Annotated in this window: 23 protein-coding genes and 5 tRNA genes; 27 read left to right on the top strand and 1 reads right to left on the bottom strand. The window is 38.7% G+C overall.

Annotated elements, in window-relative coordinates; translation table 11 throughout:
• Positions 1-81 precede the first annotated feature (81 nt).
• The 16 genes from yhbY to Q0376_RS03785 all read left to right on the top strand — a co-directional run bounded on the left by yhbY (position 82) and on the right by Q0376_RS03785 (position 11,279).
• A complete protein-coding gene (gene yhbY / locus Q0376_RS03710) occupies positions 82-366 on the top strand; it encodes a ribosome assembly RNA-binding protein YhbY (protein WP_298704223.1) in 285 nt (94 codons plus the stop codon).
• A 90-nt stretch (positions 367-456) separates the two neighbouring features.
• Positions 457-1,584, top strand: a complete 1,128-nt coding sequence (gene proB / locus Q0376_RS03715; RefSeq protein WP_298704274.1) for a glutamate 5-kinase — start codon at positions 457-459, stop codon at positions 1,582-1,584.
• A gap of 34 nt (positions 1,585-1,618) precedes the next feature.
• Entirely contained in the window at positions 1,619-2,878 is a 1,260-nt protein-coding gene (locus Q0376_RS03720; RefSeq protein WP_298704225.1) for a glutamate-5-semialdehyde dehydrogenase, read from the top strand.
• Positions 2,879-3,026: 148 nt separating this feature from the next.
• The gene (gene nadD, locus Q0376_RS03725) at positions 3,027-3,647 is read left to right on the top strand and encodes a nicotinate-nucleotide adenylyltransferase (RefSeq protein ID WP_298704227.1); all 621 of its coding nucleotides are present in this window, start codon (positions 3,027-3,029) and stop codon (positions 3,645-3,647) included.
• 6 nt (positions 3,648-3,653) lie between these two features.
• Entirely contained in the window at positions 3,654-4,223 is a 570-nt protein-coding gene (gene yqeK / locus Q0376_RS03730; RefSeq protein WP_298704229.1) for a bis(5'-nucleosyl)-tetraphosphatase (symmetrical) YqeK, read from the top strand.
• An 8-nt stretch (positions 4,224-4,231) separates the two neighbouring features.
• The gene (locus Q0376_RS03735) at positions 4,232-5,263 is read left to right on the top strand and encodes an LCP family protein (protein WP_298704231.1); all 1,032 of its coding nucleotides are present in this window, start codon (positions 4,232-4,234) and stop codon (positions 5,261-5,263) included.
• A 301-nt stretch (positions 5,264-5,564) separates the two neighbouring features.
• A complete protein-coding gene (rsfS, locus tag Q0376_RS03740; RefSeq protein ID WP_298704233.1) occupies positions 5,565-5,927 on the top strand; it encodes a ribosome silencing factor in 363 nt (120 codons plus the stop codon).
• 1 nt (position 5,928) lies between these two features.
• Positions 5,929-6,831, top strand: a complete 903-nt coding sequence (locus Q0376_RS03745; RefSeq protein ID WP_298704235.1) for a S1 RNA-binding domain-containing protein — start codon at positions 5,929-5,931, stop codon at positions 6,829-6,831.
• A gap of 29 nt (positions 6,832-6,860) precedes the next feature.
• On the top strand, positions 6,861-8,225 hold the full coding sequence (gene trkA, locus Q0376_RS03750; RefSeq protein ID WP_363302985.1) for a Trk system potassium transporter TrkA: 1,365 nt from the start codon (positions 6,861-6,863) through the stop codon (positions 8,223-8,225).
• A gap of 10 nt (positions 8,226-8,235) precedes the next feature.
• On the top strand, positions 8,236-9,744 hold the full coding sequence (locus Q0376_RS03755) for a TrkH family potassium uptake protein (RefSeq protein ID WP_298704239.1): 1,509 nt from the start codon (positions 8,236-8,238) through the stop codon (positions 9,742-9,744).
• 241 nt (positions 9,745-9,985) lie between these two features.
• The gene (locus Q0376_RS03760; protein WP_298704241.1) at positions 9,986-10,579 is read left to right on the top strand and encodes an MBL fold metallo-hydrolase; all 594 of its coding nucleotides are present in this window, start codon (positions 9,986-9,988) and stop codon (positions 10,577-10,579) included.
• 276 nt (positions 10,580-10,855) lie between these two features.
• Positions 10,856-10,931 (top strand) — tRNA-Asp (locus tag Q0376_RS03765).
• A gap of 5 nt (positions 10,932-10,936) precedes the next feature.
• A tRNA-Phe gene (locus Q0376_RS03770) sits at positions 10,937-11,012 on the top strand.
• 5 nt (positions 11,013-11,017) lie between these two features.
• A tRNA-Gly gene (locus Q0376_RS03775) sits at positions 11,018-11,092 on the top strand.
• A 6-nt stretch (positions 11,093-11,098) separates the two neighbouring features.
• A tRNA-Cys gene (locus tag Q0376_RS03780) sits at positions 11,099-11,173 on the top strand.
• Positions 11,174-11,190: 17 nt separating this feature from the next.
• Positions 11,191-11,279, top strand: a tRNA-Leu gene (locus tag Q0376_RS03785).
• A gap of 355 nt (positions 11,280-11,634) precedes the next feature.
• Here Q0376_RS03785 and Q0376_RS03790 read toward each other — a convergent pair.
• Positions 11,635-13,518 carry a phosphoethanolamine transferase gene (locus Q0376_RS03790; protein ID WP_298704243.1) on the bottom strand — a complete coding sequence of 628 codons (1,884 nt, stop codon included), beginning with the start codon at positions 13,516-13,518 and terminating at the stop codon, positions 11,635-11,637.
• A 179-nt stretch (positions 13,519-13,697) separates the two neighbouring features.
• On the opposite strand from Q0376_RS03790, the gene Q0376_RS03795 reads away from it, so the two are divergent.
• The 11 genes from Q0376_RS03795 to rsmD all read left to right on the top strand — a co-directional run bounded on the left by Q0376_RS03795 (position 13,698) and on the right by rsmD (position 24,338).
• Complete coding sequence (locus Q0376_RS03795) at positions 13,698-14,435, top strand: ScpA family protein (protein WP_298704245.1); 738 nt, start codon at positions 13,698-13,700, stop codon at positions 14,433-14,435.
• A gap of 145 nt (positions 14,436-14,580) precedes the next feature.
• Positions 14,581-15,129 (top strand): SMC-Scp complex subunit ScpB, encoded by a 549-nt coding sequence (gene scpB / locus Q0376_RS03800; protein ID WP_298704247.1) that lies wholly within the window; start codon positions 14,581-14,583, stop codon positions 15,127-15,129.
• A gap of 19 nt (positions 15,130-15,148) precedes the next feature.
• On the top strand, positions 15,149-16,039 hold the full coding sequence (locus Q0376_RS03805; protein ID WP_298704249.1) for a pseudouridine synthase: 891 nt from the start codon (positions 15,149-15,151) through the stop codon (positions 16,037-16,039).
• Positions 16,039-17,295, top strand: a complete 1,257-nt coding sequence (locus Q0376_RS03810) for an NAD(P)/FAD-dependent oxidoreductase (RefSeq protein ID WP_298704251.1) — start codon at positions 16,039-16,041, stop codon at positions 17,293-17,295. Before Q0376_RS03805 ends, Q0376_RS03810 begins: the two co-directional genes overlap by 1 nt.
• 12 nt (positions 17,296-17,307) lie before the next feature.
• Positions 17,308-17,997, top strand: coding sequence for a (d)CMP kinase (gene cmk, locus Q0376_RS03815; protein ID WP_298704253.1), 690 nt, complete (start codon positions 17,308-17,310; stop codon positions 17,995-17,997).
• A gap of 29 nt (positions 17,998-18,026) precedes the next feature.
• On the top strand, positions 18,027-18,641 hold the full coding sequence (locus tag Q0376_RS03820) for a 1-acyl-sn-glycerol-3-phosphate acyltransferase (RefSeq protein ID WP_298704254.1): 615 nt from the start codon (positions 18,027-18,029) through the stop codon (positions 18,639-18,641).
• Positions 18,642-18,656: 15 nt separating this feature from the next.
• The gene (locus Q0376_RS03825; protein ID WP_298704256.1) at positions 18,657-20,567 is read left to right on the top strand and encodes a bifunctional 4-hydroxy-3-methylbut-2-enyl diphosphate reductase/30S ribosomal protein S1; all 1,911 of its coding nucleotides are present in this window, start codon (positions 18,657-18,659) and stop codon (positions 20,565-20,567) included.
• A 185-nt stretch (positions 20,568-20,752) separates the two neighbouring features.
• The gene (gene der / locus Q0376_RS03830; RefSeq protein WP_298704258.1) at positions 20,753-22,087 is read left to right on the top strand and encodes a ribosome biogenesis GTPase Der; all 1,335 of its coding nucleotides are present in this window, start codon (positions 20,753-20,755) and stop codon (positions 22,085-22,087) included.
• Positions 22,074-22,685, top strand: a complete 612-nt coding sequence (gene plsY / locus Q0376_RS03835; protein ID WP_298704260.1) for a glycerol-3-phosphate 1-O-acyltransferase PlsY — start codon at positions 22,074-22,076, stop codon at positions 22,683-22,685. Before der ends, plsY begins: the two co-directional genes overlap by 14 nt.
• Before the next feature lie 8 nt (positions 22,686-22,693).
• A complete protein-coding gene (locus Q0376_RS03840; protein ID WP_298704262.1) occupies positions 22,694-23,695 on the top strand; it encodes an NAD(P)H-dependent glycerol-3-phosphate dehydrogenase in 1,002 nt (333 codons plus the stop codon).
• A 97-nt stretch (positions 23,696-23,792) separates the two neighbouring features.
• The gene (gene rsmD, locus Q0376_RS03845) at positions 23,793-24,338 is read left to right on the top strand and encodes a 16S rRNA (guanine(966)-N(2))-methyltransferase RsmD (protein ID WP_298704264.1); all 546 of its coding nucleotides are present in this window, start codon (positions 23,793-23,795) and stop codon (positions 24,336-24,338) included.
• The last annotated feature ends 79 nt before the right edge of the window (positions 24,339-24,417 follow it).

The raw sequence follows: 24,417 nt of genomic DNA on the forward strand, positions 1-24,417 counted from the left end.
CAATAGCAAAATTACGTAAATCCTATGGTATGAAGCACATAAATGTATATATAAGTATTTGATTAGTATATGGGAGATAACATGACAGGCAAACAAAAACGTTATTTGCGTTCCCTCGCGGCGACTATGGCACCAGTTGTAATGATTGGTAAAGGTGGTTTAGAGGATGCTGTAATTGATAGTGCTAGAGCAGCTATTACAGCACGTGAATTGATTAAAGTAAAGGTACTTAATAATGCACCGGTAGATATTACCGAAACGTTTGAAGAGTTAGCGGACATGCTAGGAGCTGAATTAGTTCAAATTATTGGGCATAATGGTGTTCTATATAAGGCAAAAAAAGAACCTAAAATCGTACTACCATAACAATATGCCTTAAGGAGAGAGCCTATGGAGAACCTCAGAGAGAATCACGGCCATACGCAGGCAATGGTTGATACGGAAGCGGTAAGTGAAATGGAATTACGTCAACGTATTGCTACAGCTAAACGCATTGTTGTAAAAGTGGGGACAAGTACCTTAACTTATGACAATGGCCGTTTAAATTTAAATCGCATTGAATTAATTGTAAAACAAATCGCCGATTTGATGAATCAAGGTAAGGAAATGATCTTGGTTTCATCTGGTGCAGTAGGGGCTGGATTAGCTCCCTTGGGTTTAAAAGAAAAGCCCAAGGATATTGCCACTAAACAGGCGGCAGCTGCTGTGGGACAGGGCATTTTACTTCATATGTATGAAAAAATGTTTCGTGAGTATGGTCATACAGTGGGACAAATTCTACTTACAAAAGAAGATAGTACGCATCGCTTTCGCTATGTAAATTTACGAAACACTCTATTTTCTTTATTGAATTTACATGTTATTCCCATCATTAATGAAAATGACGTAGTAGCTATTGATGAAGTGAAAATTGGCGATAATGATACATTGTCTGCCACTGTTGCTAGCATTGTAGAAGCTGATGTGCTACTTATCCTTTCTGACATAGAAGGTCTTTACACTGCGAATCCTCAAACAGACCCTAATGCCACTTTAATCAGTACAGTTCCAGAAATTACCCCTCATATTTATGACATAGCAGGTGGTGCAGGATCGAGTCGTGGTACAGGTGGCATGTACACAAAAATTCAAGCTGCTCATATTGCGGTTAATTCTGGTGTTAATATGGTAATTGCATCAGGGGAACATACAGATTCCATTCGCGCTGTATTGGGTGGTGAATTGCGTGGTACACTTTTTGTAGCTCGTCATGCAGTACCACATATTAAGAAGCGCTGGATGGCTTTTGGCTCTCGTTTAAAAGGGTCTGTTACAGTAGATGCAGGTTGTGCTAAGGCCGTGTTATCCCAAGGCTCTAGTGTATTAGCGGTGGGAATAAAAGAGGTGCAAGGGGATTTTGAAGAAGGTGAAACAATTAGCCTTTATTTTGAAAATCAAGAGATTGCACGAGGCATAGTCAATTACTCATCAGCTGATTTAGACCGCATAAAAGGCCGTAATTCCTCAGATATAGCAAATATTTTAGAGATTTCTACAGCCCATTATGAAGTCATTCATCGCGATAATTTAGTAACTTTGAAATAATTCAATGAAATTCTCTCCTCAGGAGGAGGTTCCTATGAGCACATATGAAGAAATATTTCACCTTATGGGGCAAAAGGCACGGCAAAGTGCCTATATATTACAAACTGCCTCAAGTGATACAAAAAATAAAGCATTACAAGCTATGGCAGCCATATTAATAGAAAAAGCAGATTGTATTTTAGAAGCTAATGCTAAAGATATGGAGTTATCAAGCACATATAATTTACCTAAGATAATGTTAGATCGTCTTAAACTAACAAAAGAGCGCATTGAGCAAATGGCTAAAGGCGTTGAGCAATTAGTAGATTTAGAAGATCCTGTAGGACTCATCTTAGATGAAGGGACACGACCTAATGGCCTTTTAATAAAAAAAATCTCTGTTCCTTTAGGTGTTATCGCCATGCTTTACGAGGCGCGACCTAATGTGACAGTAGATGCTGCAGCATTGACCTTAAAATCAGGCAATGCCGTTATTTTGCGAGGCGGTAAAGAGGCTTTCTACTCAAATCAATGTTTAGTGGCTCTTATTCGCGAAGCCTTAGAATCAGTAGGACTCCCTGGTGATGCTGTGCAATTAGTGGAAGTATTAGATCGTGAAGCTGTATCTGATTTATTACGGCAGCGTAAGTATATTGATGTAGTAATCCCTCGTGGTGGTGCTGGTTTAATTAAGCGCATTGTAGAGGAAAGTACTATACCTGTTATTGAAACGGGCAGTGGCGTAGTTCATATTTATGTGGATGAAGACTGTGATGAAGCAAAGCTTATTCCTATCATCCTCAATGCTAAAGTGCAACGTCCCTCTGTGTGCAATGCAGCGGAAACATTACTAATTCATAAAGCTGTAGCGTCTAAATATTTGCCAAGTATTGCGGCTGCGTTAGAAGAACATGGTGTTCTATTAAAAGGTGATACGGCCAGTTGTGAACTTGTGAAGACTATGACAGAAGCCGATGACAATGCGTGGAGTACTGAGTACAATGATTTAATTATGAATGTGAAAGTAGTAGATGATTTAGAAGCAGCCATTGACCATATTAATACATATGGCACTAAGCATTCAGAATCTATTATTACAGAAAATAAAAATGCTGCCGCACGCTTCATGCAAGCCATCGATGCATCTACGGTGTATCACAATGCATCTACGCGTTTTACTGATGGCTTTGAGTTCGGCTTTGGCGCTGAAATCGGCATTAGTACGCAAAAATTACACGCCCGCGGTCCAATGGGGCTAAGGGCACTCACTTCATATAAATACTTTGTATATGGAGAAGGGCAAGTTCGAAAATGAGGACTTGGCTTACAAATGTAAAGCTATATGTTAAGTATATGAAATCTCCAAAGGGACGCTATGAATGGCGTTCCTTTGGCTGGGCTATATTCCTTTGGATTATTATATCTTTGGTTGCTATCGTGGGAGTTAGGATTGTGATGAGTTTATGACAAATACAGGACGCATAGGAATATTTGGTGGCACATTCAATCCTATCCATATGGGCCATTTAATGATTGCTGAGCTCGCCTTAGAGGCGTATGAGTTGGAGCGAGTTATCTTTGTGCCTTCCTATCATCCGCCTCATAAGGATAGCGATGTAATCGCTGCTTCGTATCGCTATGATATGACGGCCATTGCGATTCGTGATAATCCTCGTTTCACCATATCAGATATTGAATTTAAACGGGAAGGTCCATCCTATACGATTGATACAGTGAAATATTTTCATAGTATATATGGTGAGGATAAAGAGTATTATTTTATAGCTGGCACAGATACTATCCAGGATTTACCGAATTGGAAATATATTGATGAATTGTTGGCGCTGTGCTATTTTATCGGTGCTATTCGTCCTGATGGGTCGGAAACAATCGACAATATTATTGAGTATTTTGGTGATGTAGGGAAGAAACAGATTCATCGTCTACTAGTGCCTACAATGAATTTATCAGCTACCGATTTGCGAGCTCGACTGAGAGATAATCGCTCAGTTCGCTACATGGTACCTAAAGCAGTGGTACACTATATTAAAGAACATAATATTTATAGAAGTAAGGAAGTTTGAAATGTCATGTATGAACAATTAATTGATGAACTACAAAGTCGTTTAACACCTAAACGATTTGCGCATACTTTGGGTGTTGCTAAAGCGGCTCAATCACTAGCTAATGTATATAATGCCAATCCAACTAAGGCTTATTTAGCGGGATTACTTCATGATTGTGGTAAAGAGATGCGCATTACCGATATGCAACAAATCGTGAAAGATGCAAATATTAATGTAGATATTGAAATGTTCAATAATGGAGCCTTACTTCACGGTTTAGTGGGGGCTATTTTAAGTCATAATGTATATGGTGTTGAAGATGTAACAATTTTAGATGCCATACGGTATCATACTACGGGACGCGTGGGCATGAAATTGATGGATAAAATTATCTTTTTAGCTGATTATATTGAGGAAACTAGAGATTTTCCTGGTGTTGAAAGACTTCGTGAATTAGCTTATAAAGATCTAAACAAGGCCGTTCTCGCCAGCTATGATACAACTATTGTTCATTTAATTGACCAAGGTGTACCTATTTATTTTAAGACCATATTGGGGCGCAATGATATTCTTCGCCAAGTACGTAAGGGCTAGGTTATAGTATGGAAGAAAAAAAGCAAACAAATCGCAAGGTAAGAAGAAAGAAAAAAAGTAATATACTTTGGGGTCGCGTAATTTTGGCCGTTATAATTTTTATCTTACTACTTAGTGGCATTGTATTTGGAGCTATGAAGGGCTACGAATATTTAACAAAGCCTCAAACAACCTCTGTTGCTGATGAAGTAACTTCTACGGAAGATAAGCCGAAAGGGCCTACGATTCCACTAGAGCAAAAATCATTGGATAAACCTATTTATATATTAGTTATTGGTAAGGATAGTTCGAATCCAGCACAGGGAGATGCGACATTTTTAATTTCTGTTAATAAAGAACAAAAGAATGTAGATATTATAGGTATCCCTTCTAATACTAAAATTGACAGTCGCGATAAAAAGTCTGTATCCATGTTAAACACCATGTATAGTAATGGTGGCATTGAGTTGACCAAGGCTGTAGTGGAGGACTTGTTCCATATCATAATTCCGTATTATGTAGTTGTTGATGAGGCGGCTTTTAAAAAGACTGTAGATACATTAGGGGCCCCTGACATGTATGTGGAACGAAATATGGTTCATATGGATGAAACGATCAATAAAGCGGATGTTAATTTAGCTCGTGGGTACCAAAATTTAGATGCGGACAAAGCATTACAATATGTACGCTTTGTAGATGAAGATACTAATGCGTTTAGTCGTACACAAAGACAGGAGCGCTTTATTAAAGAATTGTTAAGCACTCAAGAGAATACTTTTACCATAACTCGCATGTGGCATGCATGGCGACTTTGGAGTAGCTTTGAAACTAATATTTCCTCTACTGATGCTATGCGTTTAATTATGGATTTAGGTGGTTTAAAATCCAACCAAATTCACTATTATATTTTACCTGGCACCCGAGAAGCTATTGGCGGCCAGATGTATTGGAATTATGATCCTACAGAAGCTCAGCAATTAGTCGGTATTACCTTAGGCAATATTCCCGTTGATGGCACAACCACACCAGCTGACGAGCCAGAACCAGCTAAAGAAGGGTAATGCTTAAGAATGGCCAGGTGGAAAACATGGAATGCTAAGAATGGCCAAGCTCAAGAGCGTATATACTAAAGCTGACCAAGCTGAAGAGAGTATATACTAAAACTGGATAAGCTGAAGAAGGTATACGCTAAAACTGGATAAGCTGAAGAAGGTATACGTTAAAACTGGTAAAGCTAAAAAAGGGTATACTAAAACTGGTAAAGCTAAAAATAGTAATAGTAAAACAGCAATGCTAGTGCATGCTAATTCTAAAGACGCTTAGTTATGAGTGTTCTATTATGTAATAAAACAAGGAGTAGTAATGAAAGAAAAAGTTGATATTAAAGAATTTGCTCTTACCTTAGGGCAAGCAGGGTATGATAAAAAAGGGACTGATATTACAATTTTAGATTTAGAAGATTTGTCTTCTATTGCGGATTATTTTGTAGTTATCAGTGCATCCAATACTAAGCAATCTCAAAGTATTGCCGATGAAATTGAAGATAAAGGGGCTGAACTAGGATTTCCTATGCTTCATCGTGAAGGCTATCATGAAGGTGAATGGATTTTATTAGATTTTGGTGATATTATCTGTCATGTATTCGGTGGTAATGAAACACGCCAATTCTACGGTTTAGAACAATTGTGGAATGATGCGCCGCGTGTAGAATTTGTAGGGAAATAATATGGCTACTGAATTGTTAGAAAATACATTGGCCACCTTAAAAGTATTGCGTCAAAGCGAGCAAGGCTCCTTTTTAGATGGTGGCACTGGCAATACCAATGATGATATTTTACTTCATAAAGAACAGCAAACTGAGCCTGTTCAAATTGGTGAAGAAGTGCATGTGTTCTTGTACAAAGATCCAAAAGGACGTCTTACGGCTAGTATGCGTCTTCCTGCCATCAAAGAAGGTCAAATCGGTTATGTAGAAGTGGTGAATACGACGAAATTTGGCTGCTTCGTAGAAGTTGGCACAGAACGTGGCATTTTCATGCCTCTCGCTGAAATGCGCGGACGTCCGCAATTAGGCGAAAAAGTCTGGGTTCGATTATATTCTGATAAATCGGGCCGCTTAGCTGTGTCGATGGATGTAGATGATGCTATGCGCCGAGCTGCAAAGCCCGCTGTGGAAGCTAAAGTCGGTCAAATGGTGCGTGGTGCCATCTATAATATGACCGCTGACGGAGCCTTTTTTATTACGCCTGAACGATGGATTGCCTTTTTACATCGCAGTGAAATGACTGATTCTTTAAAAGTCGGCGCCATGGTTAAGGCGCGTGTTACGTTTAAACGAGATGATGGTCGAATTAATGTTTCCATGCGTCCTGTTAAAGAAACTGCCATAACTGAAGATGGTCTAGTATTAATGAATTATTTATGGCAACGAAATGGCCGCATGCCATACAGCGATAAAACAGCTTCAGAAATCATTAAAGATAAATTTGGCTTCAGTAAAGCCGCCTTTAAACGTGCTGTAGGACATTTGATGAAAGAAGGCAAAGTCATTCAAGAAGATGGCTGGACGCTTCTAACTGAAAAAGGAAAGGAAAGTGCTCCTAAAAAGGAGGATGCTGAAGAAGTATAAACTTTAGTATTCAAACAGTATTTTGGAGTGTGAATAATATCATGAAGATTATTGTTGTTGGTGCTGGTAAAGTTGGCTACTCTGTAGCGCAACGACTTGTTCAGGACGAACATGATGTGTATATTATTGAAAAATCCGCTGAACGCATTCGCAAGATTGAAAATAGTCTTGATGTGAGTTTAGTGCAAGGCAATGGCAGTAGTTTAAAATTACTGAAGCAAATTGGCATGGATGATGTAGGCATGCTCATCGCCGTTACTGATTCAGATGAAGTAAATATGCTGGCCTGCTCAGTCGCTAAAATTGGTGGCATACCTAAAACTATTGCTCGCGTTAGAGATAATGAATATTTACAAGATGATAATAGGAAGTTACAAGAACAATTAGGGGTGGATTTATTTATCAATCCTGAACTTGTAACTGCGCAAGAACTTGTTCAAGTCTTGCAGACGCCGGCCGCTCTTGATGTGGAAGATTTCGCTAGTGGTGCAGTGCGCCTCATGGAATTTAAAATGTCTGAGGACATACCTTATGTAAATAAGCGCTTACGTGATATTCGTTTTCCTGCCTCTGTATTAGTGGTGGGGATTTTGCGTAATGGTGAAATGATTATCCCCCATGGTGAAAGTCGTTTAATGCCTTATGATAAAGTCTTTATATTAGGCGCTAAGGACAGTATGGAACAGATTGCCCTTGAGTTCCATGAGGAGAATTTAAGTCTTGACACGAAACGTGTAGTCTTAGTAGGCGCAGGGCTCATTGGCTGTAATTTAGCCGTATTATTGGAACGGGCTGGTTTCATTGTTAAAATCATAGAAAAAGATTTAAAGCGGTGCGAATACTTGGCTACATTAGTGAATGATAGTATGGTTATCAATGGAGATGGCACCAATATGGAATTATTGGAAGCTGAGGAAATATCTGATAGTGATGCTATTATTTGTTTAACTGATGATGACAAGCTGAATTTGTTAGTTGCTTTGTTAGCTAAACATTTAGGTGTACCTAAAACTATTGTGCGTGTAGGACGTCCTGAATATATTGTCCTCATGGAGCAAGTGGGTATTGATATTGTATTTTCCCCACGGCTTTTAACTTCAGGGGAAATTCTTCGCATGGTTCGTAAAGGCGAGCATGTAATGAGTATTTCTACTTTTGAAGGCTCTAAAGCGGAAGCGGTGGAAGTGGAATTAACTGAAGTATCGCCTCTTGTAAATTGTGCTTTGAAAGATTTGAAACTTCCTGGTAAAGCCTTGGTGGGCGCTATAGTGCGCAATGGTAGCACCATCGTGCCAACTGGTAATACTGTATTAGAAGCGAAGGATCACATTGTATTTTTCACATTACCTGACCATGTAAATAAGTTACTTACTTATTTACAGCCTCCAGTTTGAGAGGTGTAGTATGCGAATCCAAATTGTTATGCGCTTGGTAGGGCAATTAATGTTAATTGTATCCTTGACCATGTTAATACCTTTTATTTATGGAATTATGTTTGAAGAGATATTTTTCTCTTTTTTGTTTAGCACCTTAGTAGCGGCAGCAGCAGGGGGGCTTTTGTTTTATTTTGGTGAAAATAGTACAAGCTACAGTCTCCGAGATGGTTTTTTAACTGTAGGCTCTACATGGATACTCGTTTCTGTTTTTGCAGCTTTGCCCTTTTATTTTGGCGGTATTTTACCTAATTTTATAGACGCTTTATTTGAATCAATATCAGGAATTACAGCCACGGGGGCAAGTGTAATTCCTGATATTGATACCATTCCTGAAGCTTATGTCTTATGGCGAAGCCTTACAAATTGGCTAGGTGGCATGGGGATTATCGTCTTGGTACTAGCCTTTCTAAAAAATCTAGGGGCAGACTCGGCTCATTTATTTAATGCGGAAGCCTCAGTGCCACGTCCTGGTGTAGTTATGCCACGAATTCGGTCTACAGCATTAAAACTGTGGAAAATTTATTTACTTTTCTCGGCTATTTGTTTTGTTGCCTTAATGCTTGCTGGCATGTCTACCTTTGATGCTGTAAATATGACTTTTTCTATTATTGCTACAGGGGGGTATACACCTAATACAGGGGTCGCTGATATTTATGCCAATAATGGCTATATTCGCTTTATCTTAGTTACCTTTATGATTTTAGCGGGTGGTAATTTTACAGTATACTACAATGTATTTCAACAGGGGTTACAATCAGTATGGCAGGATTTTGAATATCGCATGTATATTTTTATTCTTGCTGTAGGCGCCCTATTTGTTGTTTTATCCTTGTGTTTACAAAGTGAGCTAAGTGTATGGGAATCCATTAATGTAGGGTCCTTCATGCTCGTTTCTATGCAAACTGGATCAGGCCTTTCCTTAGGGAATTATGATCAATGGCCACCTTTAGGGCAAATGATGCTCTTTATGGCTACTTTTTTTGGCGGTTGTAGTGGGTCTACTACAGGTGGCATTAAAATCATTCGTATTATTATTTTAATTAAGAGCAGTTTGATTTACTTACGTAAAGCCATCCATCCTGATTTAGTACAATCCATCACAATCAATAAAAAGCCAATGCCTAATAAATGGGTACAATTAGCACAGGAATTTTTCTTTTTATATTTAACTATTTTTGCTATTAGTGCGCTTTGTATTTCGGCTACAGGTTTACCTTTTGGTGAATCGATTCAATGTGTAGCTGGTATTTTAGGTAATGTAGGCTTAGGTTTTGGTACCCTTGGGCCATCAGGCTCCTTTGCGGTATTACATCCATTTGCTAAAATTGTTTGCTTAATTGACATGCTCTTAGGTCGTTTAGAATTATTTACCTTGCTTGTACTCTTACATCCTGATTTTTGGCAGGGGTATTTTGTAAAACGCCGTAAGAAGAGTTATAAAATCTGGCAGCCTGTAAGAGCTCATAGACGCTTTTAAAGGCGTTTAGATGAGATGCTTTTAAGGTCAATCATATATTTAAGCGCATAAACATGTTTAAAGCATATAAATGCTTTTAAAGATCATAAACGTGTTTAAAGCTCATAAACGTTTTTAGGCTCATATATGTGTTTAGGACTCATAGCTTTTTTTAGTATATAGATATGTTTTTGAAAGTGTACAGACTTTTAGAAATTTTATGACTCTGTTTGTATTATGTAACTGTGCAGGATTGAATGATATGGAAATTTTAAAACGACCGTTAGGTTTATATCGAACTAATTGTTATGTTCTAAAAGAAGAGGGAAAGGCTTTAGTGATTGACCCTGGATTTCATCCTAAACGTGTTATTGAAATGATTGGTTCAGCACAATTGCTAGCCATTTTATTAACTCATGGACATTGTGATCATATTTGCGCTGTTGATGGTGTCAAAGAGGTCTTTGATGTGCCCATTTATATGCATGAAGGGGATCGAGCCCTCTTGTATACTAAACGGCGCATGCCTTCTGCGTATAAGAATTTATGTAATTCCCCTTTTATTCCCATTGAAGAAGGGCATATGGAGTGGGGGCCCTTTTCCATTGATGTATTCGAAATGCCTGGGCACAGCAAGGGGAGTGTGATGTACCAATGGGGCTCCCATCTCTTTACAGGTGATACAGTGCTCAAGAACTCGGTCGGTGCTAGTGTAAACTTTAATGGCTCCCAAAAGGAATTAGAAGAATCTTTAAATCGATTTAAAACTTGGGATCCAAAGCTCATAATTCATCCTGGACATGCCGAAGACAGCACAATTGGGGCCGAATTGGCTAACAATCCTTTCTTAATATAATATAGGTTTATAGGGCTCAAATAGGGGATTAAAAAAATTTTAAAAAAATCTAAAAAAGGGCTTGTAAAAAAATAAAATATGCATTATAATGAACTAGTTGTCAGATGACAGTACTTAGTAATTACTGAGAATGCAGTCTTAGTGGCAACTAGTTGTTATTATTGTTTTTACACTTGTAAGTACCTTTGAATAAGTATTTAAAATACTTTATAAAATTTCAAAAAAAGTACTTGACAATTAACTTCTAAAAACATATAATAACGAAGTAACGTAAACGGCCCCGTGGTGTAGCGGTTAACATGTCGCCCTGTCACGGCGAAGATCGTCAGTTCAAATCTGATCGGGGTCGCCACGTTTGCCCCGGTAGCTCAGTCGGTAGAGCAAAGGACTGAAAATCCTTGTGTCGGCAGTTCGATTCTGCCCTGGGGCACCATGTGTGCGGAAATAGCTCAGTGGTAGAGCACCGCCTTGCCAAGGCGGGGGTCGCGAGTTCGAATCTCGTTTTCCGCTCCACTTTTTGGCGGCATAGCCAAGCGGTAAGGCAGAGGTCTGCAAAACCTTTATTCCCCAGTTCGATTCTGGGTGCCGCCTCCATATTTTATTCCACCCATGCCGGGGTGGCGGAACAGGCAGACGCAACGGACTTAAAATCCGTCGGTTAGAAATAACCGTACCGGTTCGATTCCGGTCCTCGGCACCATTTAGACTGAACATTTATGTTCAGTCTATTTTTTTATTTGTGGATTATAAAATTCATTTATTCGGTTTTACACTATAGACCCCATTAATAACAATTGTATTACCAAAGCATTTTTATTACAGTTAGTTGGTGTATGGTCTTGTCCTATACCTCTATGATTCTGAATACTTATTACCTTAAATAAAAGGGGCTGTAAGGGAAGACAGTGTGGTGGAGGGGCGCTTTACAACAAACGGGATATTCTTTGATGGATAAAGGAAAACAAGGACTTCTTTGAGAGTTATGATGGCTCAAAGAAGTCCTTGTTTTAAAAAGAAAATAAAATTGTAACTTAAATGGTGGAAAAATCAGCACTTTACGGATCAACAGCTGCTGGGTCAGTATTTAATGGATGCTGGCCTAATAGGGTTGTTAATGTGTATTTATTGAATCTATAGGCTGAATTTGTGAAGTCGCGAGTTGGATCATAGCGATTAGATGGTGCCTGCAATAAGCCACTCATCATGTCGTAGAGTAAATCATTAGTGAAGTATTGATGTTCATTACTTCGCATAGTTGCCACCGTTTCTGGAAAGGCTTGTTGATACTCTGGCGATACATAGACCCAAAGAGGGATGTGCGTCATATTAAAATCAAAAATGTCTGGATTATGAGATAATTGTAAGCTCTCCCCATGGTCTGAGAAATAGACCATAGCCTGAAGATTTAAATGTGTTTTGGCATAGGTATATACTTGTTGTAATACCCAGTCCGTATAAAGTTGACTGTTAGCATAGGCTTCTTTCCCCTTTGGAACGTCGCCGATTTTCCATTTACTAAACTCATGTGGATAGCGGTCATTGTAATAAATATGACTTCCCATAATATGGATGACAATAAAATTATTTTTACTTGGATCTGCATGAGGGAGCAAGGAGAGCAATACGCCATCATATTTATCAGAAAACATATACGCTTCATGGGCCCAAAGTGGGCGATCCGCCGTTTTTGCAATTAAGGAGATGGCTGTATCGTATTCACCATAAACCCCTTGATTACTAAACCAGCTAGTAAAATAACCAGCTTTTTTCGCTACATCAATAATGGTCGCGGAATCCATAAATGGACGATCATCATATTGATTTCGCTCGGTCAAGGCGCGCTCTAAGGTTGGCACTGTTTGTACATAGGAGGAGTAGGCATTTTTAAAGAAAATAAAATTAGGATTATGAGCCGCCATTTCATTTTGCCAAGGCGTGTCTTCGTATTCAAAATTAGGATTATAGACCTTCATATAATTACGAGAAGACGATTCTCCGATGACTAAAATTACCGTTCCTGGTACTTTAGAAGCAGCCGTTTCTTTAGATGTAAGTTCTAAACTTTCGATTACTTTCTCATGATTACTATTGTATTGCTGTAACTCCTTCATATAAGTAGCAACTTCCATCCAATTGTGAACAATATCTGTATTGAAGAATCCCCAAAAAGGTAAATAAATAAAATGGGCAATGCATGTCAAATATAAAAATGTTTGGCGAAATTTACCGGAATTAGAAAGAGCATTGTAATTTTCCGCTAAACGATTTGCAGGATGCGTGTTTACTTGAGCACCATGACTTATTTTATACATATTCCAGTTAGACCAATAGAGGAAGAGGAATAAAATGATGAGTCCCACCGCAATGGCCATAAGTCCTAAGACACCAGCACCTGCTTTTAGATATCCTAGGGCTTCTTCCGTATTAGTTTGATATAAAGCCATTAATGTGGCCGGAGTCAAGCAATGCCAAGTGTTAATATAGTAGCCAATTTGAATTAGTGGAATCCAAAGCATGAGCCAGTCTAGTAAGGACATGAGCCCCGTTACAATATGCCTTTTATTACAACCTAAAGACAGGGTATAATGAAGGGTAGAAACACCTATAAAATAAAGCGTACCAAATAAAAAATCTGGGAAAAATTCATAGAAATAAAATGGCTTTGTATATGACCAATGATATAAGAGGGGATATGTTAGCACCCATGCCACACCGACTAAGAAATGGCCCATAAAGCCAAGTTTAGCAAAATGTGAACGCCATAAACATTGGCATAAAAAAAGGCCTAACAAAGTAGGTAAGGCAAGTAAAGAGATGTCTTCCCAGTCAAAGCCAAGGGCTAAAGGCTCATATGTAAAGTAGAGCGCAGTAAAGACGAGAATTGCCAATATGGCATAATGTAGCATTGGTTTTCGCCACAAGGGGGAGATAGAGAACATATAAAGCTCCTTTATAAATTTATTTTTTACTGTTATTTACATTTATTTTACAAAGTATGAAGTATATCATCATAACGATAACAGAATTACTATAAAAATACAAGCAAAAAGCTAGAACTATTAAGAAATATTCGGTATAATTAATAGTTGACATTTATCGGTACAGAGAGGAGGCATATATGCAGTCTTATGAATATAAATTAGATGTATTTGAAGGGCCCTTAGACTTGCTGCTCAGTTTAATAGAAAAGCATAAGATTGATATATATGATATCCCTATTGTTGAGATTACATCACAATATATGGCGCAGTTAGAATTGTGGCAAACTTTTGACATACGCTATAGTAGTGAGTTTTTAGTAATGGCCGCCACATTATTACAAATCAAATCACGCATGCTCTTGCCCCGTAATGCGCCGCTTAATCCCGATGAAGAGGGGGACCCACGCGATGAATTAGTGGCTAATTTGTTAGAGTATAAACAAATTAAAGAATTAACAGAAGCTCTTGCACAAAAAACAGAAGCTAGCAATCAAAGCTTTAGCCGCTTAGATGCACTAAGCCAATGGGGGCAAGAAACAATCTTTCGTTTTGAATTGCGGCATTTATATGAAATTTTTAAATCCTGCTATGAGCGAGAGAAAGAAGCCGTAGTTGAGCCGCCTACTGTAAAAGTTGAAAAAGAAGAATTTAGTTTAGAAAGTAAAATTGACGAATTGTATTTGCGAGCTAAAACAGAGCGTACCTTAAGCTTTAAAAGCTTACTTGATGGTTCACGTATACGTGCTGAGAAGGTAACTATATTTCTAGCCGTATTAGAGCTTTTAAAACGTCAAGTATTTACCTTAGGACCTGTAAAAGAAGACGATTATAGTCACGAAATTACAGATGTTACATTATATAGTGGGGTTGTATAAATTAGGACTCATGAAGTTCGACACAATTAATCCATTTCATAATCTAAATAAACCAATAAGACAATAAACCAATAAATTATAATATAAATCAATAAACCATAATATAAATTAATAAACTATAATAAAAATAAAGTAAGGAGGCCACATGGAAGAGAATCAACCACATACTAAGGCATCAGAAGAGATTTACAGCCATATAGAAGCTGTATTATTTTCTGCAGCGAAACCTGTACCATTGGCTTTATTAGCTGAACTATTTGAGCAAAGGGAAGAGGAAATTAAAACTATCTTAGAAGCTTTTGAACAAGTTTTGATTACCACACATCGGGGGCTACGCTTAAAAACTAGTGGCCTTGGCTATGAATTAGTGAGCGCTCCTGAAAGTAGTGTGTATGTAAGTAAAATACGCCAAAAAGAAGCTCGCCTGTCTCCTGCTGCCATGGAGACTTTGGCAGTAGTAGCGTTTAAACAGCCTGTAACTAAAAGTGAAATTGAAGAAATTCGGGGCGTAAATTGTGAAAAAGTATTGAAACAATTAGTAAGTCGTGATTTAATTGCTGAATTGGGGCGAAAGGAGACCATTGGCCGCCCTGTGTTATTTGGAACTACTGATACCTTTTTACGGAGCGTCGGTATTGAATCAGTAGATAATTTAAAAGAAGAAGTTATTTCAGAACAAGATCATTTGTCATAAGACATAAGAGGAGATATAAATGGAATTAGAACGTTTGCAAAAATATATTAGCCGATGTGGCTATGTATCACGTCGTAAGGCTGAGGAATTAATCGTAGCAGGTAAAGTACAAGTGAATGGTCGCTTAGTTACTGAATTGGGTACAAAAATTAATCCTGCTGTGGACCGTGTGAAAATTGAAGGGCAACGCATTGAACCTGAAAAATTAGTTTATTATGTATTAAATAAACCAAAGGGAAGTATTACTTCCGTTGGTGACCCTCAAGGTCGCGATACAGTCATGGACTACTTAAAAGATGTAAAGCAGCGCGTATATCCTATTGGTCGCTTAGATTATAATACGGAAGGTCTTTTATTGTTTACCAATGATGGCAGCTTGGCGCAAGCGCTCATGCACCCATCTAAAGGGGTGAATAAAACTTATGAAGTGAAACTAAAAGGCCGTGTTGCTGATGACCATTTAGAGGCCATTAGTAAAGGTGTAGAATTAGAAGATGGTATGACATCGCCAGCTGATATTGTAGATTATGGTTTTGACAGTAAAACCAATCTAACTACAGTGGAAATTACCATTCATGAAGGGCGTAATCGTCAAGTGCGGCGCATGTTTGAATACTATCATTATAGTGTACATAATTTAAAACGATTAGCCTATGGAAGCATTACTTTATCTGGTTTAAAACGCGGTGCGTATCGCCCTCTTACTGATGAAGAAGTGCGCCAACTTAGAAGCTTGGTTAAATTGCCTTTTATAAAAGCTAGCGGTGAAAAAGGCCGTTCCAGCAAAGGGGACAGCGTTAAACGCTCTGCAGGGCAACAAAAATCAGGAAGAAATAGAGGTAATGGGTCTTCAAGACGACCTAATGAAAATACAAGTAGCCGCCGTACCGCTCCTAAAGGAGGCCGCTAATGAAGCGTATTATTGTAGTTGGTGCAGGTGCTGCCGGCCTTATGGCAGCTACCATTGCGGCTCGTGAAGGGGCCGTAGTTACCTTAATTGAAAAGATGAATATGATCGGTAAAAAGATGGGTATCACCGGTAAAGGTCGCTGTAATATTACCAACAATGCACCTATTGAAGATTTTATTGCACGCACCCCTGGTAATGGTAAATTCCTCCTCAGTGCGTATCAGCAATTTGATAATCGTGATTTACTTGATTTACTCACTCATTGGAAGTTAAAAACTAAGGTAGAGCGGGGTGGACGTATTTTCCCTGAATCAGACTCCGCTTTAGAAGTGCGTGATATGTTTATGCGCGTTTTTAAGGGCTATGGTGGCACCTTACATCTCAATGAAGCGGTAGAGCATTTAATTGTAGATGAAGGGGCTATTAAAGGGGTTAAAACGAATCGAGAAACCTATTATGCAGATGCTGTCATTTTAGCTACCGGTGGTTTATCCTATCCATTAACTGGTTCTACTGGAGATGGCTATGAATTAGCACGTGCTGTAGGTCATAAAATTACTGATTTGAGACCATCCTTAGTTCCTATTGAAACTAAGGAGTCTTGGGTAAAAGACTTAATGGGACTTAGCTTACGCAATGTGGAGCTATCTGTAGTGGCGAAGAATAAGGTACAGGGCAAAATGTTTGGTGAAATGATGTTTACTCATTTTGGCATTACAGGACCTATCGTTCTATCTTTAAGTCATACAGTGGGTAAGTTGATGAAGAAAAAAAATATAGGTTCTATTGAACTTCAAATAAACCTTAAGCCCGCCTTATCACAAGAACAATTAGATGTACGAGTACAAAAAGATTTTCAACTCTATTCTAAGAAACAATTAGGCAATGGTTTAAAAGATTTATTACCACAGCGCTTAATTCCAGTCATTATTAAGGAAGCACAATTAGATGAATCTAAATTCATCAATCAAATGAGTCGCGAAGAGCGTTTTCGTTTAGTTCATACTTTACAGCATTTGACACTTAATTTTAAATCCTTAGGTCCCATTGCCGAAGCGATTGTTACATCAGGAGGCATTACGGTGAAAGAATTTACGCCACGCACCATGGAATCTAAATTAATTAAAGGTCTCTATGGGGCTGGTGAAGTGCTAGATATTGATGCTTTTACAGGGGGCTATAATTTACAAGCCGCCTTTTCTACTGGCTATGTAGCGGCCATGCATGCTGTACATGGTGATTTAGATAATAAGTGAGGAGTGTAGTATATGTCATCCAACAAGCGCATTGCTGTTGCTATAGATGGTCCTGCTGGGGCAGGCAAAAGTAGTATTTCAAAAGTGGTGGCTCAACAATTGGGCTATTTATATATTGATACGGGTGCTATGTATCGTGCAGTAACTTATGCCGTACTAAAGCATCAGGTTAATATTGAAGATGAAAAAGCCGTAGCTGATTTACTTGCTACTTTAACACTTCGTTTAGAGCCTACGGAAACACTTTTTAGAGTCTATATGAATGAAGAAGAAATAACTGATTTTATTCGAACCCAAGAGGTTAATGCCCATGTGTCGCAAGTGGCGGCCTTAAAATCGGTACGTCAATTTTTAGTAGCTCAACAGCGCGCAATGGCCTCAAAGGGTGGGGTTATTTTAGATGGTCGCGATATTGGATCTGTTGTACTTCCTAAGGCCGAGTTAAAAATCTATTTAACTGCTTCGGTGGAAGAGCGTGCTAGACGGCGCTGGTTAGAAAATAAAGATAAAGAACAAGTATCTCTTGATGAAATTAAAGCCAGTGTAGAATCGCGCGATTACATGGATATGAATCGCAAGGAGTCTCCTCTTGTTTGTGTACCTGAGGCCATTGTAGTTAATTCTGATACGCTTAGTTTTGATGAAACCGTAGCTCGTATGATAGAATTAATTCGTAATGCTGAAATAAAAACAGCACAATAAAATGCGTAGTAAATAAAGAAGGTGTATGTGTGAATAAATTTTCAGAATGTCTTTGGCGCAGTGCCTTCCACGTAGTATATAAATGGATTTATAATATTGATATTGTAGGTCGGGAAAATTTTCCCATGGAAGGCCCCGTTATAGTGGCCCCTAATCACATGAGTAATAATGATCCCTGTGTTAGTGGTCTAGCCTTGCCAAGACATGTCCATTTTATGGCGAAGGAAGAATTGTTTAGAAATCCTATTTCTAATTTCTTTTGCACTTGGCTAGGTGCGTTCCCTTTACGTCGCGGGGGCGTCGATAAAATTGCCATCCGTCATGCCATGAATTTACTAAAAGATGAAAAAGTATTAGGGATTTTTCCTGAAGGAACGCGTCAAAAAAAAGACAAACTTGGGCGTTTTCACGATGGCGTAGCCTCTATGGCTTTGCGCACCGGTGTAAATATTGTACCCCTAGCCATTATGGGTACAAGTCATATAAAACGGGGGCAGGTGGCTGCTATTATTGGTAAGCCCATTGTGGTAGAGAAGGCCAAGCCTACAGCCGAAGCTATTGCGGCGGTGAACGATACATTACGACAACATTTAGAAAGATTGATGGCTGATTATAGAGCCAGTCATCCTAATTTTAAACGTTAAACTAAGGAGTTTATCTTGGACATTAAAATTGCCAAAAACTGTGGTTTTTGCTACGGTGTAAAACGAGCTGTGAACATGGCAGAAGATACAGCCAATCACAATGATAAAAGCTTTACTTTAGGCCCTATTATCCACAATCCTCAAGTAGTAGGAAGTTTGGAAGCCAAAGGAGTATATTCTATTAACTCTCTCGATGAAGTGGATGCTGGTACAGTAATTATTCGCTCTCATGGTGTGGGGCCTGCTATTTATGAAGAAGCCTCATCAAAGGGCTTGCATGTAGTAGATGCAACTTGTCCGCATGTGACGAGAGCCCAACAAGATGCTAAGTCAGTAGTAGATGAAGGAACAACTTTGGTCATTTTAGGTGAAAAAAAGCATCCTGAGGTAATTAGCATTAACTTATGGGCTGATAACAAAGGCATAGTCATTGAATCTGAAGAAGAGGCCCAAAATATTCCTTTCGTGGAAAAAATGGGCGTTGTTGTACAAACAACCTTTTCACAATTTAAATTTCAAAGTATAATAGACATATTAGAAAAAAAATCTAAGAATCTAAAGGTTTTCAAAACGATTTGTACAGCCACTCAAGAGCGTCAAAACTCAGCGGTGGAACTGGCAAAAACGGTGGACCTTATGATTGTGGTAGGTGGGAAGAATAGCGGTAATACGACAAGATTAGCAGAGGTCTGTCGTGACGTTGGATGTCCTACATACCATATAGAAACTGCTACTGAATTACAATTGGCATGGTTCACACATGTCCAAACGGTAGGAGTTACAGCCGGTGCATCGACACCCGACTGGATAATTAAGGAGGTCATTGACACAATGAGTGAATTCGAAGAATTATTAGCCAAAGAATCTGACTGGGCAGAAGATCTAAAGAAAGGATCTGTAGTTGAAGGGGAAGTAGCACAGGTTGAAGAAGACCGTGCATGGATTTCCTTCGGTTATAAAACAGAAGCAATTTTAAATCGCACTGAAATTTCTTATCCAGCACCTGCCTCTGCTAAAGACGTGCTTAAAGAAGGCGACAAAATTAAAGCTGTTATTATGAACCATATTAAAGAAGATAATCCTATCTACTTATCCATGACTCGTTTGGCTAAAGACGAAGATTGGCAGTATGTACAAGAAGCACAGGAAAAAGACGAAGCAATCATCTGTAAAGGTGTTGACGCTATTCCTGCCGGCTTAGTAGTTACTGTTAAATCCCTACGTGGTTTTATTCCATTGTCTCAAGGGGATGTACACTTCGTTAAATCTCTTGACAATTTAGTTGGTACTGAATTCGAAGCTAAAGTACTTGAAATTGACGAAAAGAAAAACCGTTTGGTTCTTTCCCGTCGTGCTGTACTTGAAGTAGCTCGTCAAGCAAAATTAGAAGAAGCATTGAAAAACATCACTGTAGGCGATAACTACAAAGGTATTGTACGTAAAATCATGCCTTACGGTGCATTCGTAGATATCGGTGGTATCGAAGGTTTACTTCACATTTCCGATATTTCTTGGCACAAAATTAAACGCGTTGAAGACGTGTTAACTGTAGGTCAAGAAATCGAAGTTAAACTTCAATCCTTCGACCAAGAAAGCAACAAGCTTTCCTTGTCTTTAAAAGCATTAACTAAGAGCCCATGGGATGAAGCTGAAGAAACAATTCATGTAGGCGACGCTATCAATGGTAAAGTTGTTCGCTTAGTAGCATATGGTGCATTTGTAGCTATTAACGACGACATCCAAGGCTTACTTCATATTTCCCAAATTACTAAACAACGTAATGCTAAAGTGGAAGACTACTTAAACCGTGGTCAACAAGTTGAAGTTAAAGTTATTTCTCTTAACAAAGACGAAAAGAAACTTGGCCTTGCTTTAACTGAGTTAATGGAACCAGTTGAAACAGCTGAAGAAACTGACGCTGAATAATTATATATAAAATAATTCATATATAGCACTTAACTGTGAAGTGGAGTCATCCGCTTCACAGTTTTTTGTTGCTGCTAATAGAATGATAGTGAGCGCTCTATTAGATTAATTTCTATGCCTTTATAGATTGTAAGTAATATGTTAAAATATAAAGTGATATTTTATGTGTAATTGAGGTGATTTTTATGGCCAAACCATTAGTTGCGGTCGTAGGTCGACCAAATGTAGGTAAATCGACTTTATTTAATGCTATTGTTAATAAGCGAATTTCTATCGTAGAAGATATTCCTGGTGTTACAAGAGATAGAATTTATTTTGATGCTGAGTGGCTCAATCGTGAGTTTACCATGATTGACACGGGCGGCATTGAGTTCATCACAGCGGATAGTCATGTGATTCCTAAAATGATGCGCCTTCAAGCCGAACTTGCCATTGAAGAAGCAGATGTGATTCTCTTTGTAGTTGATGGTAAGCAAGGCGTTGTGCCAGCTGACGAGGAAGTAGCTAATATTCTACGTGCCAGCGGTAAACCAATTATTCTAGTTGTTAATAAAATTGACAGCATTAGCCAAGAAGCAAACATTTATGAGTTCTATAATCTTGGAATCGGAGATCCAATTGGTATTTCAGCTAAAAACTTAATGAACTTAGGTGATCTTTTAGATGATGTAGTTAAAAACTTCCCACCAGTGGGCACTAATGAGGATGAAGAGGATACGATTCATGTAGCTTTAATCGGCCGTCCAAATGTAGGGAAGTCCTCATTGACGAATGCGTTGTTGGGACAAGACCGCGTAATCGTTAGTGATGTAGCCGGTACAACGCGTGATTCCATTGATACTCATTGGTCTCATGATGGGCAGAAATTTGTTCTCATCGATACAGCAGGTATGCGACGAAAAGCTAAAATCGATGCCCCTGTAGAACGTTATAGTATTGTAAGATCCTTGCGCTCCGTAGATCGTGCCGATATTGTAATCCTCGTGCTTGACGGGGTTGATGGTGTAACTGAACAGGATAAGAAAATTGCCGGTTATGCCCATGAAGCTGGTAAGGGCATTATTATTGTGGTAAATAAATGGGATTTAGTAGAAAAAGACGATAAAACTACATTGCGCTATACGGAAGATATTTACGATGAAATGGCCTTCCTTCGCTATGCGCCTATATTGTTTGCTTCTGCCCTAACAAAGCAGCGTATCCATCGCTTAGCTGATTTAATTAAATTTGTGTCCGAACAACAACATATGCGTGTATCTACTAGCGTACTCAATCAAGTATTATCTGATGCACAAAATGTGAATCCTGTGCCATCACGCAATGGTCGTTTACCAAAGATTTATTATATGACTCAGGCATCAGTTAAACCGCCTACATTTATTCTCTTCGTAAATGAACCTGAATTAATCCATTTCTCTTATATGCGGTTCTTAGAAAATCGCTTGCGCGAATCCTTTGGTTTTGAAGGTACGCCAATCCGATTAATTTTACGAGGTAAGAAGGGAAATGATGATGATTAATATGAGTATGGAACATATAGGATTTATTATCTTAGCCTATCTTTTAGGATCCATACCGACGGGCTTATTGATTGGTAAATTATTTTTTAATACTGATGTAAGACAGTATGGCAGTAAAAATATTGGTGCCACTAATACATATCGAGTGCTCGGTTTAAAAGCAGCCATTCCTGTATTTTTAGGTGATGCCCTAAAAGGCATGGCTGGCGTTTGGCTATTTAGTCAAGATCAAAACCTCATGTTATTAGGTGGCATTTTAGCTATGATTGGCCATAATTGGTCCATCTTTTTAGGCTTTAAAGGTGGTCGCGGTGTGGCCACTGGCCTTGGCGTTTTAATCTTTTTGGTACCTATTATTTCAGCCATTTGCTTTGCCTCTTGGGCTGTAATTGTAGGTTTAACTAAATATGTATCATTAGGTTCTATAGTAGGGGCTGCTTTAGTTCCTATTTTGATGTTTGTTTTTAATGAACCCCTTCCATACATCATCTTTGGTTTCATCGCTGCCGTATTTGTTATTGTGCGGCATAAAGAAAATATTATGCGCCTTGTAAAAGGTAAAGAGCTTAAAGTAGAACGTACTAAAGAAAGTAAATAGGAGATATTATGAACGTAACAGTTTTAGGGTCAGGTAGTTGGGGTACTGCGTTGGCTTGTAAAAGTGTACAAGCCGGTAATACTACCTATTTATATTGCCGCAATGAACAGGTGGCTACAGAGATAAAACAAACTAAAGAGAATACTACCTATTTACCAGGTGTAACTATTCCTGATGAACTCCATATTACCAGTCATTTGGAACAGGCCTTAGAGGATAATCAAATCATTTTAGTAGTTACTCCCTCCATTTATGTGAGAGAGATTCTAGAGCAAATTAATCCCTTTGTTCATGAATCGTCTATCATTGTCATTTGCTCCAAGGGGGTTGAACGGCATAGTGGCAAACGTTTGTCAGAAGTTGCTCAGGAAGTAGTGGGGCATAAGACGAAGCATATTGCAATTTTATCGGGGCCTAATCATGCCGAAGAAATTGGTCGTGATTTACCAGCTGCTACAGTGATTGCAGCGACTGATATAGAGGCGGCTAAAATCGTACAACAGGCGCTTAATAGTCCTAATTTTAGGGTTTATGTGAATGAAGATATGACAGGCGTTGAACTAGCTGGGACTACTAAGAATATTATTGCTTTAGCTGCTGGTATTGTAGATGGCATGGGTCTAGGGGATAATTGTAAATCCCTACTATTAACACGTGGTCTGCACGAGATGACTAAGTTTGGCATGGCCTTAGGGGCACGCCGGGAAACCTATGCAGGACTTGCTGGAATGGGCGACTTGATTGCTACCTGTATGAGTAAACACAGTCGCAATCGGTCAGCTGGACAAAAATTAGCTAATGGGGAAACGATGGATTATATTATTAACCATTCAAAAATGGTGGTAGAAGGATTCTTTGCCGTAAAAACAGTGTATGAAATGGGACAAAAAAAGCAATTAGATTTGCCTATTACTGAAGCGTTATATGAAGTGCTATATTTCAATAAAAAACCTAGTACGGCTTTAATTGAACTCATGGGACGACATGTAAAAGACGAAATGAATTTATAACTTTTTGATAAATATAAAATTTTATAAGAAGATTGCTTTTATTTTGGCTTATTATATACTATAATTATATGATGAGTGCAGGCATAATGAGGAAGGTATGAGAATTATTGCAGGACGTGCTAAAGGTCACAACCTAAAAGCACCAAAAGGTCTTCAAACAAGGCCCACTCAAGATCGAGTAAGAGAAAGTATTTTTAATGTATTGTCAAATTATGGAATCAACGAGACGACAGTGCTTGATTTATTTTCTGGCACCGGTGCCTTTGCATTAGAGGCAGTCAGCCGTGGGGCTCTAAGGGCTTCTTGTGTAGATAAGGCAACGAGTCGCATTATTAAGGACAATATAGCTCATTGCCACATGGAAGATGCAATTACCGTATTACCTGTGACGATTCAAGTGGCAGGGAACCAATTAAAAGGACAGCAGTTCGATTATATATTCTCTGATCCGCCTTATGATAGGGGATTCGTGGCTGCTACTTTTGAAGTCATTACGGTGCATCAACTATTAAAAAATGATGGAATGCTTATTATGGAGCATCACGAAAAGGAACTAGTAGAACTCCCAAAAGGCTGGTCCATTGTAAAAGAGCAGCAATTTGGTTATACTAGAGTTACCTATTGTGTGCCCCATGAGGCTTGAAAGGAGCTAAATAATTGCGTATACGTATCTGCCCTGGCAGTTTAGATCCCATAACGAACGGACATGTAGATATATTTGA

The organism is uncultured Veillonella sp. (assembly GCF_937981445.1).
Taxonomy (GTDB): Bacteria; Bacillota; Negativicutes; order Veillonellales; family Veillonellaceae; genus Veillonella_A.

Excerpts from the sequence above, each read along its gene's own strand:
- Q0376_RS03795 (WP_298704245.1), top strand. The coding sequence starts at position 13,698 with ATGCAGTCTTATGAATATAAATTAGATGTATTTGAAGGGCCCTTAGAC.
- Q0376_RS03735 (WP_298704231.1), top strand. The coding sequence starts at position 4,232 with ATGGAAGAAAAAAAGCAAACAAATCGCAAGGTAAGAAGAAAGAAAAAA.
- Q0376_RS03840 (WP_298704262.1), top strand. The coding sequence starts at position 22,694 with ATGAACGTAACAGTTTTAGGGTCAGGTAGTTGGGGTACTGCGTTGGCT.
- plsY (WP_298704260.1), top strand. The coding sequence starts at position 22,074 with ATGATGATGATTAATATGAGTATGGAACATATAGGATTTATTATCTTA.
- Q0376_RS03720 (WP_298704225.1), top strand. The coding sequence starts at position 1,619 with ATGAGCACATATGAAGAAATATTTCACCTTATGGGGCAAAAGGCACGG.
- Q0376_RS03810 (WP_298704251.1), top strand. The coding sequence starts at position 16,039 with ATGAAGCGTATTATTGTAGTTGGTGCAGGTGCTGCCGGCCTTATGGCA.
- yhbY (WP_298704223.1), top strand. The coding sequence starts at position 82 with ATGACAGGCAAACAAAAACGTTATTTGCGTTCCCTCGCGGCGACTATG.
- Q0376_RS03790 (WP_298704243.1), bottom strand. The coding sequence starts at position 13,518 with ATGTTCTCTATCTCCCCCTTGTGGCGAAAACCAATGCTACATTATGCC.
- rsmD (WP_298704264.1), top strand. The coding sequence starts at position 23,793 with ATGAGAATTATTGCAGGACGTGCTAAAGGTCACAACCTAAAAGCACCA.
- Q0376_RS03745 (WP_298704235.1), top strand. The coding sequence starts at position 5,929 with ATGGCTACTGAATTGTTAGAAAATACATTGGCCACCTTAAAAGTATTG.
- yqeK (WP_298704229.1), top strand. The coding sequence starts at position 3,654 with ATGTATGAACAATTAATTGATGAACTACAAAGTCGTTTAACACCTAAA.
- Q0376_RS03805 (WP_298704249.1), top strand. The coding sequence starts at position 15,149 with ATGGAATTAGAACGTTTGCAAAAATATATTAGCCGATGTGGCTATGTA.
- nadD (WP_298704227.1), top strand. The coding sequence starts at position 3,027 with ATGACAAATACAGGACGCATAGGAATATTTGGTGGCACATTCAATCCT.
- cmk (WP_298704253.1), top strand. The coding sequence starts at position 17,308 with ATGTCATCCAACAAGCGCATTGCTGTTGCTATAGATGGTCCTGCTGGG.
- proB (WP_298704274.1), top strand. The coding sequence starts at position 457 with ATGGAATTACGTCAACGTATTGCTACAGCTAAACGCATTGTTGTAAAA.
- rsfS (WP_298704233.1), top strand. The coding sequence starts at position 5,565 with ATGAAAGAAAAAGTTGATATTAAAGAATTTGCTCTTACCTTAGGGCAA.
- der (WP_298704258.1), top strand. The coding sequence starts at position 20,753 with ATGGCCAAACCATTAGTTGCGGTCGTAGGTCGACCAAATGTAGGTAAA.
- Q0376_RS03760 (WP_298704241.1), top strand. The coding sequence starts at position 9,986 with ATGGAAATTTTAAAACGACCGTTAGGTTTATATCGAACTAATTGTTAT.
- Q0376_RS03755 (WP_298704239.1), top strand. The coding sequence starts at position 8,236 with ATGCGAATCCAAATTGTTATGCGCTTGGTAGGGCAATTAATGTTAATT.
- scpB (WP_298704247.1), top strand. The coding sequence starts at position 14,581 with ATGGAAGAGAATCAACCACATACTAAGGCATCAGAAGAGATTTACAGC.